The organism is Paenibacillus sp. BR2-3 (genome assembly GCF_046529485.1).
Taxonomy (GTDB): Bacteria; Bacillota; Bacilli; order Paenibacillales; family Paenibacillaceae; genus Paenibacillus_AQ.
On sequence record NZ_CP126311.1, the window covers coordinates 2,705,891 to 2,719,268 of the forward strand.

Genomic DNA, 13,378 nt, shown 5'->3' on the forward strand with positions numbered 1-13,378 from the left:
GGACCCTGCTAGAGGATATAGTTTGGAAATGGTTCTATATGACCAGCTGCACCGGATGGGACACCGACTTGTCCCTTTTCATTATGACGTGCTTTTACATGAATTCGGAAAAGAGAAGATGAACGCCATGCTGCTCGAACTGGTTCACAAGGAAAAGCCGGACGTGCTCTTTACTATTCTTTCTGAAAATCAATTTGACCCGATGATCATCAATGAAATAAGCCATCGAACAGATACCGTTACCTTTAATTTATGTGCAGACGATCATTGGCGCTTCGCTTATTCTAGTTCATGGGCTCAGCATTTTAATTGGATGGTCACCACCTATGCAGGGGCTATCCAGCAGTATCACCAGCTTGGTTATTCGAACGTCATACATTCGCAATGGGGCTTCAATCCGGGCATTCATCGAAAAATAAATGTCGAGAAAATATATGATGTTTCCTTTGTTGGGATGCCTCACGGGAACCGTGTCGAAATATTGCAGCAATTGGTCGATACGGGAATTGGGGTACATGTGTGGGGAAGCGGCTGGTCTACGGGGAGAGTATCTCTGGAAGAGATGGTAAAGATCTTTAATCAAACCAAGATCAATCTCAATTTAAGCAGGTGTTCCTCCGCAGACCTCTTACAAATTAAAGCGCGGGATTTCGAGGTTCCGGGATGCGGGGGGTTATTGATGAGCGGCTATAACCCGGAGCTTGCTTCCTACTACGAATTTGGAAAAGAAATAGAGACATATCGCGATGTTAAGGAATTGATAGAGAAGATTCAATATTACTTACTTCACGAAGAGGAAAGAAAACGTATTGCCGCCGCAGGACACATGCGGGCAGTGGAAGAACATTCGTATAAGCAAAGATTTGTAGATATTTTTCGGAAAATGGGGCTTGCAGATTAAAACGAAGGATGAACCGTAATTACTTTGTAGACTCCCGAAGTAATACTAGGTGGTTCACAGATTCCAGCGTGAAGCTGGAATTCTCAGTTGCGACCGCGGCGGACGCCTCCGCCTCCGCCAAGCCCCTTCCGCTTCCGGCTACCAATGACAACCAGTTCAACAGTCGGAATTCCAAATGAATCGCCTAGAATCAGTGGGGAATTATCGCTTTTTTACAGTTTTTTTGCTGCGTAATTTGGGGTTGAGTTTGCGTTTGGTAATAAACGTCAACATTTGCTTGTAGGTCTTTCTCTAACGTTCTGAAAGAAACCCTTGTAAATTTGGCAAAACGCGATGGGGTGGTGACATAGTTGCTGTTTGGCTTGATTTTGATTCCAGACGTATCCAAATAATAATTGATTTCGTCAGGACTGACTTCAACCTGAATTTCCAAGGTTGCATCATGACTTAGATTTTGGATCATGTACATGATGTTCGTTGAGAGAGAGGTATCCTGTGGTGGCAGATATAGAAATTCATTATCCGCCGTTAGTCCTTTAAAACTCTGTTCAATGAATTCGAGAGTCCTTACCTGAATTGCTTTTATTTTATGATAAATCATTAATTTTTTCTTGATATGTTTATTTAGGGTATGTTTTCTGCGGTGTTTTCTCTTTTTAGGAGGACAGAGCACCCTTTTTTTTGTTGCACAATGTTTGGTTGGTTTAACCGGGCATTTTATTGCTGACTTGCTAATAGAAACTGCAACTTTTGTCTCGGCAAGCTTCCTATGATCCGATAAAGGAACGACCACGCCATAGAAAGATCTAGCTAAGGAAAGGTTAGACCGCAATGTATTACGTATCGTCATGGTATCTACCCTTAATTTTTTCGTAAACTGCGGCTTACCTTTGTTTGTAAATGGGATATATGTTATAGGTTTCATTTTCTTCCGAGTGGCAGATTCATTCAAACCTTATCTCACCGCCTTAATATACTTATTGTATTGTATGTAGGTGATTGGAGGTATTGATTATGCGAAAACCCATTATTTCAATTTATTAGGCGAAAAACGTTACAGGATGAGAATGAGTTGAATAAAATGCACCATAGTACCCCGATTGCGAGGAAAACATAAATGAGAGCGTTAGTCACGGGTGCATCAGGTTTTGTCGGTTTTCATCTTGCTCAGACCTTGCTTGCCATGGGTTTTGAGGTGCATATTTTCACACGGAATCAATCGAGCAGATGGAGGATTCGTCATTTGGACGGTTTGCTGACAGAACATCACGTAGACTTGAGTTGTTTCTCTGATGTAGAACAGGCCGTACTCCGTATAAAGCCCGATGTGATCGGCCATTGTGCAGCTTACGGCGGCTTTTCATTTCAAAACCATGCCGATTTTATCATCCATACAAATTTATTGGGTACTATTAACTTGCTGAGCGCATGTGAAAAAACAAACACCGGTTAAAGAGATCGTTTCTCTCATTTGTGAAATCATGGGGACAACAGTGGATCCGATCTGGGGAGATGTTCACATTCCTTTACATGAATCAACCACATGGGCTGCCAATATCAGCAAAGCCAAAAATGAATTATTATGGCTGCCTTCTCCCTCTCTCTATGATGGAATCTCAGATACCGTGAAATGGTTTGAACAACAGATCCATGACTATCCTTGAGTTAAAGGTGGTAAGCAAAAAATGAAGCTTTCTGATTATGTCATTGATTTTATTGTCAGACAGGGCGTTTCCCATATATTCGAAATGGTTGGCGGAGCGATTACGCACCTTCTAGATTCGACCTATGATAGAAAGGATATTCATTGTGTATCTGTTCATCATGAACAAGCAGCAGCATTTGCCGCAGAGGGATATGCCAGAATCAATGGCAACCTGGGTGTTGCAATGGCAACTAGCGGGCCAGGAGCTTTAAATTTAATCACGGGTATCGGTTCTTGCTATTTTGATTCGGTTCCCACCTTATTTATTACTGGTCAAGTAAATACCTACGAGTATAAGTTTAATAAGCCTCTTCGCCAGATTGGGTTTCAGGAAACAGATATTGTAAGCATCGTCAAGCCTATTACTAAATACGCGGAGCTAGTCGTAGATCCGCATATGATTCGTTATCACCTAGAGAAGGCGGTATACCTAGCACAATCAGGAAGGCCCGGACCGGTGCTGCTTGATATTCCGATGAATATTCAACGAGCGGAGATTGAGCCGGAAGAGCTTGAAGGCTTTACCCCTAATTGGATATGTGAACAGGGAGGTATACAAGATTGGGAAGAAAAAACATTTGAAGAAATAATCTTACTCATAAAAAAAGCCGAACGACCGCTTATTCTTGTCGGTGGCGGCATTCGAACAGCAGGTGCTCATGGGGAATTACTCCATTTAGTCAAGAAAACGGGAATTCCAGTCGTATCATCGCTTATGGGGCTTGATGCTATTTCGCATGATAACCCTGCCTTCTTTGGGTTAATTGGTTCCTATGGCAACCGTTATAGCAATTTGGCGCTTGCCAATTGTGACCTGCTGTTCGTACTTGGCTCTAGATTGGATACAAGACAAACGGGAAGCAGACCCGATACGTTTGCCCGGGCGGCGAAAATCATCCACGTTGATATCGATAGGAATGAACTGAATGCGAAGGTGCGAACGGATATTGCTCTTCATGGTAGTGTGACGCATTTCCTTAGTAGATTATGCGAGTTGGTTCCACATTTAGGAACACTAGATTTATCAAGTTGGTATGAAATAATCAACGGGTACCGCGACCGTTATCCCTCCGCTTCACCCAGCATAGATACCCGAGCTATTGACCCGAACCATTTCATACAACTGCTTTCCGAACACTGTGGGCCGAACCAGGCCATCTGTCTGGATGTGGGTCAGCATCAGATGTGGGCGAGCCAATCCTTTCAAATCAAGCAAGGACAGCGGTTATTGAATGCGGGCGGAATGGGTGCCATGGGATTCGCTTTGCCTGCAGCCATTGGTGCAGCGAAAGCAAATCCTGGGCAGCAAACGGTCGTCATTGCGGGAGACGGGGGAATACAGGTCAACATTCAGGAATTGGAAACGATTAAACACCACAAGCTGCCGATTAAAATATTCGTCATGAATAACTACAACCTGGGGATGGTGAGACAATTTCAGGACGTTTATTTCCAAGGCAGACAGCAATCTTCACTCATCGGATACAGTTGTCCTAATCTAGTCAGAATTTCCAAGGCCTACGGCTTTCGAACATACCAAATCCCCAATCTGGATCAAGCAGAAGGAATCATCATGAAGGCCCTTGCTTATAAAGGGCCGGTGCTCGTCCATGTTCCTTTGGATCCGCGTTCCGTTGTTCAACCGAAGCTGGTAGTTAATAAACCGATTGAGGATATGTCACCGCAATTGGATCGCGATGTGCTGCAAAAGGAAATGCTGATCGATTTGCTGGAGGATTGAAGACAATACTTACGAAGTAAGCTTTGCTTGCTGCCGCTCATTTTCTTCGTCATCATCAAGATCCAGTTCTCATTACACTGCCGGCTGACCACTATATCGAAGGGGACGATGAATTCCGTGAAGCCGTGAATAAAGCTTATCTTCAGGCTAGAAAAGAAAGGTGTGTCGTGACGCTAGGCATTAAACCAACAAGACCAGAAACTGCTTACGGATATATTAAAATACACGGGGACACCTTCGAAGATGTATGCTTAGTCGAAAAATTCACTGAAAAGCCGGATGCGAATACGGCACAAAGCTGGGTAAGCAAGCCCCACTATTATTGGAACAGCGGTATTATGGCCTGCGTCAGAGCAGGGTACAATTCATCTGGAAATGGTAAAACGACAGGTATACAAGGAACTTCCAAGTATTTCAATTGAATACGGGGTTCTTGAGAAGCTGCCTGTTACTTATCTAATCCCGGTCACTTTTCAATGGGATGACCTAGGAAGTTGGTCAGCGCTGGATAGATGGATACCTCGGGACGAACAATCCAACGTAATCGTAGGCGATCACAAGCTGCTGCATTCAAAGGAGTGCACCGTATATAGCGAACGGACATTTGTTGGAACGATAGGGGTGGAGCAGCTCATTATTGTCGTTACGGACGATGCCGTCCTTGTCTGTCACAAGGATAATGAGCAGGAAATAAAGAGCTTGCTTGAACATTTTAAACAATATGAATGAAGGAGATCACCGTATGGCTCAATCCGCTAAAGAACTGAGGGATCAGATTTTGGAGCTATCTAGGCAATATTATAACCTTAATTGGGTCAAACGGAAATTCCGTCCGAACCAGGATTATGTTCCGGTTTCGGGGAAGGTGTTTGATGAGGAAGAGCTCGTTCATCTGCTTGATTCCTCGCTTGATTTTGTACTGACCTCGGGACGGTATGCCCACCGATTTGAAGCTGAATTTGCTCGCTTTATGGGGACTCGCTACGCGATATTAACCAATTCCGGATCAAGTGCGAACCTGCTTGCGCTTTCCTCCCTTACCTCTCCTGAATTAGGTAATAGACAGCTAAAACCCGGAGATGAAGTGATTACCGTAGCGGCGGGTTTCCCAACGACGGTGAATCCGATACTGCAAAACGGGCTAGTTCCTGTTTTTTTGGACGTAAACATGTCCACATATAACATAGATACAGCGCTTCTGGAGTCAGCGGTCAGTCATCGCACAAAAGCAATTATGATTGCACATACACTAGGTAATCCGTTTGATCTGGATGAGGTATTGCGCATTGCACGTAAATATAATTTATGGCTAATTGAGGATACCTGTGATGCCGTAGGCTCGGAATTTCGGGGGGAGCAGGTTGGTTCTTTCGGGGATTTGGCAACAGTCAGCTTCTATCCTGCCCACCATATTACGATGGGAGAAGGCGGAGCCGTACTGACCTCAAATCCCCTGCTTAGAAAGCTAGTCGAGTCGTTTCGGGATTGGGGACGGGATTGCTGGTGCGAACCTGGTAAAGACAACACCTGCGGTAAAAGGTTCGATTGGAAACTGGGAGAACTCCCGCACGGTTATGATCATAAATATACGTATAGCCATATTGGCTACAATCTAAAGCTGACAGATATGCAGGCTGCTATTGGTGTAGCGCAATTTAAGAAGCTTCCTGCTTTTATTAAGCAGCGCAAACTTAACTTTCACTATTTGCGAGAAGGACTAGAACTTCTGCAGGATGTGCTGGTGCTGCCGGAGCCGACGTTAAACAGCGAACCAAGCTGGTTCGGCTTTCCCATCACAGTACGGTCTGATTCGCTGCTAACCAGAAATCAATTGGTCGCTTTTCTGGAATCGCACCGCATCGCTACACGCTTGCTTTTTGCTGGAAATCTGCTTCATCAACCAGCTTACCGGCATGTGAACTACCGTATCGTAGGCGAATTGACAAATACCGATCGCATTATGCATGATACGTTTTGGATTGGCATATACCCTGGCTTAAACGAAGAGATGCTGAATTATGTCATCGGAGTTTGCTATCAGGCGTTCAAAAGGGAGAAGTCATGATGAAAGTGGTCATCTTAGCTGGGGGACTTGGTACGCGGATTAGTGAAGAGACACAGATAAAACCAAAGCCTATGGTTGAAATCGGGTCCCAGCCTATTCTGTGGCACATTATGAAAATGTATTCCGCTCACGGATTCAATGATTTTATTATTTGTCTGGGTTATATGGGACGCAGTATTGTCGAATATTTCAATCATTATGTGTTCAATCATTCCGATATTACGTTTGATTTGAAACAAAATCAGCGAATTATTCATAATAACGCCATTGAGCCCTGGAAAGTTACTTTGGTGCACACGGGGAAGGAAACGATGACGGGGGGGAGAGTCAAGCGGATTCAACCCTATATCGGTAATGAAACGTTCATGCTTACTTATGGTGACGGAGTGGCTGATATTGACATTTCCGAACTACTTCGCTTTCATCGTGAGCATGGTAAAGTAGCAACTGTGACGGCAACACAACCGCTCGGCAGATTTGGATCATTACAACTTACGCAAGATAACCGTGTTAAATGTTTCAGGGAGAAACCAAGAGGAGACGGTTCTTGGATCAGTGGCGGATTTTTTGTAATGGAGCCGGAATTTTTTAATTATCTGGAAGGGGATCATACCGTTCTGGAACAAGAGCCTTTGGAGAAATTAGTAAAGGATGACCAAATGATGGCTTTTAAGCATTCAGGATTTTGGCATCCCATGGATACATTAAGAGATAAAAATATTTTAGAGGAAATATGGAAAACCGGGAAAGCACCATGGAAAATGTGGGAGTAGTTTATTTGCCAAAGAGACTGGGGATTGGAACATGCTGAACACGGCATTCTGGAAGGAAAAAAAAGTATTTGTCACAGGCCATACGGGCTTTAAGGGAGCATGGTTATCTTTGTGGCTTGAATACATGGGTGCTGAAGTTTATGGGTATGCACTGAAACCGCCGACTATTCCCAGCCTGTACGAAGTCTGTCAAGTTGAGAGCCGGCTTGCTAGTGTAACCTATAACGATATACGAAACCTTGACGCCTTATGTCTTGCCGTACAATCTGCTAAACCGGACATCGTTATTCATATGGCTGCTCAGCCGATTGTCAGAAAATCGTACGTGAACCCTCGCGAAACCTATGAAACCAACGTGCTCGGCACCGTGCATTTATTTGAAGCTGTTCGCTGTTCCTTAGCCGAAGGAAATTCAATAAAGGCAGTGATTAATGTTACTACGGATAAATGTTATGATAATAAGGAATGGGATTGGGCTTATAGAGAGAATGATGTTCTTGGCGGTCAGGATCCGTATTCCAATAGTAAAGCATGCTCCGAATTGTTAACGACAGCTTATCGTGCTTCTTTTTTTTCTGGGGCAAAAGGGTTGGCGGTAGCATCCGTAAGGGCAGGAAATGTGATCGGCGGGGGGGACTGGGCGGAAGACCGTCTGCTTCCTGATTGTATTGCAGCCATTATCAAAGGAGAATCAATACAAATTCGGAATCCCTCATCTGTCCGCCCGTGGCAGCATGTTTTGGAACCGTTAGGTGGATACTTGCATCTTGCGGAAAAGCTGGTGACAGGTGGGGAAACTTATGCCGAAGCATGGAATTTCGGACCTGATGAAAGCGAAGTCTACTCGGTTGAACAGGTGGTTGGAATGCTTTGCGCCAAATGGGGCGGTGAAGCAACGTATCAAACGCAACTCCCGGCGGACCATCTACATGAAGCTCGTATGCTTCGGCTGGACTGCTCGAAAGCAAAGTTACGCTTAGGTTGGAAGCCTCAATGGAACATTAGCGAGACGTTGGATAAAGTGGTGGAGTGGACACAGAGTTGGATAAAGAATGAGAATATGGTCAAATCCTCTATCAAGCAAATCAAAGAATATATGGGGGAGAAATCCACATAATTATAAAAAGTTATATATGATCCTAAAATAAAGGTGAGAGCAGCCTGGCGAAAACTTCATTCATTTTTTGCAGGGTTGACCGCTTTTTGAATTCTGATAGTAAAATCTCTTCGCTTACGTTAAGATCCGTGAAAAAATCTTGTACCAGACGGTTCACGATCTTCCTGTCAAAAAAAACTGCGTTCATCTCGAATTGGTCACAAAAGCTTCGCATATCCATATTAGTACTGCCGGAGCAGGCCAAGTCATCTGAAATCAATACTTTAGCATGGAGGAATCCTTTTTGATAGCAATAAAACCGTACCCCTACCTGCAGCAATTCTTGTACATAGGATAAAGTGCTGTTGTAAACAAGTTTTTTGTCAGGGACGCAAGGAATGATGATGCGAACATCTACACCACCCATGACGGCCGTTTTTATTGCCAACAGGACACCGGGGTCGGGAATGAAGTAAGGCGTCTCCATATAAATTCGCTTCTTTGCCGAAACGATAAGGGAGAAAATAAGCTCCTGGATGGTTTCATCCGGACCGCTCTTCACGATTTGAACAAATTCTCTTCCTTGACTGTCCTGAACCGGAAAAAAAGTTGGGTCGGTGAGTAATTTCCCTTTAACCATATACCAATCGGTCAAAAAGGTATACTGAATCCACAGTACAGCATCTCCCTTCATGCTGAAATGAGTGTCCCGCCAGTAACCCAAAGTGGGATCTTTCCCCAAGTACTCGTCTCCGATATTCAAACCGCCAAAAAAACCGATTTTCCCGTCGATGACTACGATTTTACGATGATTACGGTAATTGAGCCGCCTATTAAAAAAAGCGGGTAATGGAGGGGAAAAGCACCCGGTTTCCACGCCGGCATGCTGCAAGCGTCTCACATTAGCCTTTCCCAAGCGACGGCTGCCAATCCCGTCATATAGAAGCCGCACGTTAACCCCTTCCTGCACTTTTCGGATCAACAACTGCTCAAATCGGGTACCGAAATCGTCATCCCGGATAATGTAAAACTCAATATGAATATGATGCTTGGCCACGGCAATCGACTCCAGAATCGCTTCAAAGGCTTGTTCTGCTTCGGTGTATACCGTCGTTTCATTGCAAGCGGTGATGGGGATGGTCAGTTTATTTTGGAGTAAAGTATGGAATTTATTATTTTTCGAAACCGTTTCCGCAAGTCTATTTTTCGGTATTCGCTGGTTGCATCGATCAATGAGGTCTGCCTTGAACGATTCCCGACTATATTCTTTCTGGCGAGGGATGCGGTGGCGGGAATATTCTTTCGCTATAAAATAATACCCCAGAAAACCAATCAACGGGATCATAAACAAGATCATTAGCCAAGCTACCGCTTTGTCCGGGCGACGATATTCGGTGATGATAATGGTAATGATTTGGATGATCAATAACGAGAAAGCCAGTATGATCCAAAGCAATGGTTCAATCTCCCTTTCAAATGCGTTTGATGTATGGAGCGTTGCAGGCTATTTTTACCCTCTATACTCCAAAAAATCCAAGTATGATAAATGTTGCATCTTTTGTATAAGCTAAACAGGATTTGAATTGGAATAAGGAGTAATGTTATGAGTCACATAATTCAAGGTCGGGATTCTCTTATTATTGGCATTGATGTAGGCTCAACGACTGTCAAGGCCACGTTGGTGAATCCGGAAAGCAAGCAAATCCTTTGGTCGGACTATCAGCGTCATCATACGAAGCAGGCGGAGAAGGTGTTGGAAATGTTAGTTGCCATTGGGAACGAATTTCCGGACATCAAACAGGAAAACGTTCGCGTCTTTGTGACGGGTTCCGGCAGCGGCCCTATTGCTCCGCATATCGGAGCGAAATTCGTACAGGAAGTTAATGCGGTTACCATGGCTGTAGAGCATCTTCATCCCGATGTCGGGAGCGTAATCGAACTTGGGGGACAGGATGCAAAGATCATCATTTTTAAGGAAAACGAGCAAACGGGCCATAAGCAAGCATACACCTCTATGAATGACAAATGTGCATCAGGCACCGGCGCCATGATTGACAAGTGTCTGATCAAAGTAGGGATGCCTATGGATGATGTGGGAAAACTGCACTTTGACGCTTCGAAATTGCACCATGTGGCCGCAAAGTGTGGGGTATTTGCCGAAACGGATATTGTTAATCTCGTTAAAAGCGGAATCCCTTCCACAGAAATCATGTGTTCGCTGGCGGATGCCATCGTCATGCAGAATCTTTCCGTCCTCACCCGCGGCAATACACTGCGGCACCGTGTTCTGTTGCTGGGAGGACCGAATACCTACTTAACCTTCCTGCAGGAATGCTGGCAGAGGCGGATCCCTCAGACTTGGCAGGAACGGGAATATGATTATCCGAAAGATAGGCCCGTCGAGGACTTGATTTTTGTTCCTGACCATTCGCAGTATTATGCAGCCTATGGAGCCGTCCTGTACGGGATGCACGAACCGATTAATGTTGGTGAGTACCTGGGATTGAAAGGGCTGAAGGAATTTATTGCCCACGGCCGTAAAGCCAAACTGAGCGAGAAAGCGGGTCCGCCGCTGGTTAACACCGAGGATGAACTGGAACAGTTTCGCCGTAATTACAGCATCCCCAGATATACGCCCGCAAGCTTCACCCCGGGGCAGAAGGTGAGAGCAGTGATCGGTCTTGACGGCGGTTCCACTTCATCCAAGGCCGTTCTGATTGATGATCAAGGAGCTATCCTGCTTAAAGAATACCAGCTTTCCAAAGGAAATCCGCTTGAAGATACGAAAGAAATGTTGACGCGGATCCGGGATAAGGTGAAGGGGCAGGGGGCCGATTTGGAGATTATCGGTTTTGGCGCCACGGGGTATGCCGCGGATGTTTTGGAAAAAACATTAAAGGCGGACATCAACATTGTGGAGACCGTCGCGCATATGATGAGCGCTGTTCACCAATTCGGCGACATCGATGTGATCTGCGATATCGGGGGGCAGGACATCAAAGTTCTTTTTCTGAAAAACAGGGATATCCGTAACTTCAAGCTGTCCAACCAATGTTCCGCCGGGAACGGGATGCTGCTGCAGGCGATGGCGGATCAGTTCGGTATTCCGGTTCAAGAGTATGCGGATACGGCTTTCAGCGCAGATCTGAGCCCTAAATTTTCCTATGGCTGTGCGGTATTCCTGGACGCGGATCGGGTGAATTTTCAGAAGGAGGGGTATTCCAAAGAGGAATTGCTCGCCGGACTCGCTCTGGTTTTGCCAAAGAATATATGGCAATATGTAGTGCAGATTCCGCGTATGGCTGAACTTGGCCGCAAGTACGTCCTGCAGGGCGGGACCCAATATAACTTGGCTGCGGTCAAGGCACAGGTCGATTATATCAAACAGCGGGTTCCCGATGCCGAAATATACGTTCATCCGCATCCGGGAGAAGCGGGTGCGATTGGCGCAGCCATGGAAGCATTGCGCATGGTGAAGCGGCGGGGGTATTCCATCTTTTTAGGACTGGATACCGCAATTGATTTACGTTATGTAAGCCGTAACGACGAATCGACCCGCTGCCAGTTTTGTCCCAACCACTGCAGCCGTACCTTTATTGATTCCGAGACACCGAACGGGCAAACTGCCCGATACATTTCCGGTTTCTCCTGCGAAAAGGGAACAGTGGAAGACAAGGCAGCGGTCATCAAATTAACAAGAGAGCGGCAGGAACTGAAAAAACACTATCCCAATCTCGTGGAATACGAGGCACATCGCATGTTTCAGCATTTCTACGATGCGGAGCGACTTCCCGAACCCGAGATGTCGATGGATGATGTCCAGCTGAAACGCGGTTGGCTTGGACTAAGCGGAAGGCGTACAAAACCAAACCAGCGTCAGTTTGCGCGTTCTTCCTCTGAGGCCATGAAGCGGCGCAACCGGATCCGTATCGGGATTCCCCGGGTATTACATATTTGGTCCACTGCCCCTTTTTGGCGGACATATTTCGAAACGCTCGGCATCGATGGGCGCAACATCGTGTTTAGCGATCATACAAGCGAGGAAATGTGGCAGGAAGGTGGCAAATACGGCTCTATCGATCCATGCTACCCTTCGAAGGTGGCTCAGGCTCATGTTCACAACCTGCTGTTTAAGCACCATGAGCAAAAAACGCTGGATTACATTTTCTTTCCGTGCGTCACCCATATTCCGACTCACCTGCAAAATGTAATGGATTCGTCCAGTTGCCCTATTGTGGCTGGCGCCCCGAATGTGATCAAGGCCGCTTTTACCAAAGAAGTGAATTTCTTCGAGTCGAGAGGAATTGCTTATCTGGATCCGGCGGTAACGTTCACCGAACCGAACATGATGAAGAAGCAATTGTATGAAGTGTTTGTTGAACATTTGCAGATTACGGAGGATGAAAGCGACTTTGCCGTAGAGCAGGGCTTGAGAGCGATGGAGTTGTTCGATGCGGAAATGCAAGAGAAGGGGCGCATAATCCTGGAGCAGGTCGAGCATGAAAATCGCCTCGCTATTCTGATGATCGGGCGCCCCTACCATTCCGATCCGGGCCTGAATCACGGCGTGCTTGAACAATTCCAGGTACTCGGCTACCCTATTCTGTCCATGCGTTCCATTCCCAAAGACGAGGCGTGGCTGCACCGCTTTTTCAGTGAAGACCTGAAGAGCGGGCGGGTGGAACAAGCGCTTGAAGTCAGCGATGTATGGCCGGAAAATTTCAGTTCCAACAGCGTGCAAAAAGTGTGGGCGGCCAAGTTTGCCGCGCGTCATTCCCATGTGGCAGTGCTGGACTTGTCCAGCTTCAAATGCGGACATGATGCACCCACCTACGGGTTGATCGATTCGATTATTTCGGCCGTGGGCACCCCGTACTCGGCGTTGCATGACATCGATGCCAACAAACCGAGCGGTTCGATCAAAATCAGGGTCAATACGTATGCTCACAGTCTGGGGCTTCATGAAGAGCGTCTGCAGGATTTGGCCCGCAAAAAAGCGGAGCTGCAGCAGCGCCTGGAGCAAAAATGCGCTGAATTGCAGGGCGGCAAACAAGACGAAGATGCTGAAGTTATTTAAATTATTTAACCAAACGAAGG

12 protein-coding genes are annotated in these 13,378 nt (G+C 45.9%); 10 read left to right on the forward strand and 2 right to left on the reverse strand.

Annotation, left to right across the window (positions count from 1 at the left end):
- The first annotated feature begins 118 nt into the window (after positions 1 to 118).
- Positions 119 to 901, forward strand: coding sequence for a glycosyltransferase (locus PaeBR_RS12945; protein ID WP_410511003.1), 783 nt, complete (start codon positions 119 to 121; stop codon positions 899 to 901).
- A gap of 190 nt (positions 902 to 1,091) precedes the next feature.
- Here the strand turns inward: PaeBR_RS12945 and PaeBR_RS12950 are convergent, their stop codons facing one another.
- A complete protein-coding gene (locus PaeBR_RS12950; protein ID WP_410511004.1) occupies positions 1,092 to 1,826 on the reverse strand; it encodes a DUF6385 domain-containing protein in 735 nt (244 codons plus the stop codon).
- 192 nt (positions 1,827 to 2,018) lie between these two features.
- Between PaeBR_RS12950 and PaeBR_RS12955 the strand changes: the two genes are divergently transcribed.
- The 8 genes from PaeBR_RS12955 to rfbG are packed head-to-tail and all read left to right on the forward strand — an operon-like array spanning position 2,019 to position 8,302.
- A complete protein-coding gene (locus PaeBR_RS12955) occupies positions 2,019 to 2,354 on the forward strand; it encodes an NAD-dependent epimerase/dehydratase family protein (RefSeq protein ID WP_410511005.1) in 336 nt (111 codons plus the stop codon).
- A gap of 28 nt (positions 2,355 to 2,382) precedes the next feature.
- Entirely contained in the window at positions 2,383 to 2,565 is a 183-nt protein-coding gene (locus PaeBR_RS12960; RefSeq protein WP_410511006.1) for a hypothetical protein, read from the forward strand.
- A 21-nt stretch (positions 2,566 to 2,586) separates the two neighbouring features.
- A complete protein-coding gene (locus PaeBR_RS12965) occupies positions 2,587 to 4,347 on the forward strand; it encodes a thiamine pyrophosphate-binding protein (protein ID WP_410511007.1) in 1,761 nt (586 codons plus the stop codon).
- A 23-nt stretch (positions 4,348 to 4,370) separates the two neighbouring features.
- A complete protein-coding gene (locus PaeBR_RS12970; RefSeq protein WP_410511008.1) occupies positions 4,371 to 4,769 on the forward strand; it encodes a sugar phosphate nucleotidyltransferase in 399 nt (132 codons plus the stop codon).
- Complete coding sequence (locus tag PaeBR_RS12975) at positions 4,723 to 5,076, forward strand: hypothetical protein (RefSeq protein WP_410511009.1); 354 nt, start codon at positions 4,723 to 4,725, stop codon at positions 5,074 to 5,076. Before PaeBR_RS12970 ends, PaeBR_RS12975 begins: the two co-directional genes overlap by 47 nt.
- Positions 5,069 to 6,412 (forward strand): lipopolysaccharide biosynthesis protein RfbH, encoded by a 1,344-nt coding sequence (rfbH, locus tag PaeBR_RS12980; protein ID WP_410511010.1) that lies wholly within the window; start codon positions 5,069 to 5,071, stop codon positions 6,410 to 6,412. The genes PaeBR_RS12975 and rfbH overlap by 8 nt, the downstream gene beginning before the upstream one ends.
- On the forward strand, positions 6,412 to 7,185 hold the full coding sequence (rfbF, locus tag PaeBR_RS12985) for a glucose-1-phosphate cytidylyltransferase (RefSeq protein WP_410515173.1): 774 nt from the start codon (positions 6,412 to 6,414) through the stop codon (positions 7,183 to 7,185). The genes rfbH and rfbF overlap by 1 nt, the downstream gene beginning before the upstream one ends.
- Positions 7,186 to 7,216: 31 nt before the next feature.
- Complete coding sequence (gene rfbG / locus PaeBR_RS12990; protein WP_410511011.1) at positions 7,217 to 8,302, forward strand: CDP-glucose 4,6-dehydratase; 1,086 nt, start codon at positions 7,217 to 7,219, stop codon at positions 8,300 to 8,302.
- 22 nt (positions 8,303 to 8,324) lie between these two features.
- Here the strand turns inward: rfbG and cls are convergent, their stop codons facing one another.
- Positions 8,325 to 9,737 carry a cardiolipin synthase gene (cls, locus tag PaeBR_RS12995; RefSeq protein ID WP_410511012.1) on the reverse strand — a complete coding sequence of 471 codons (1,413 nt, stop codon included), beginning with the start codon at positions 9,735 to 9,737 and terminating at the stop codon, positions 8,325 to 8,327.
- Between the two features lie 147 nt (positions 9,738 to 9,884).
- Between cls and PaeBR_RS13000 the strand changes: the two genes are divergently transcribed.
- Entirely contained in the window at positions 9,885 to 13,358 is a 3,474-nt protein-coding gene (locus tag PaeBR_RS13000) for a BadF/BadG/BcrA/BcrD ATPase family protein (protein ID WP_410511013.1), read from the forward strand.
- Positions 13,359 to 13,378: the final 20 nt, after the last annotated feature.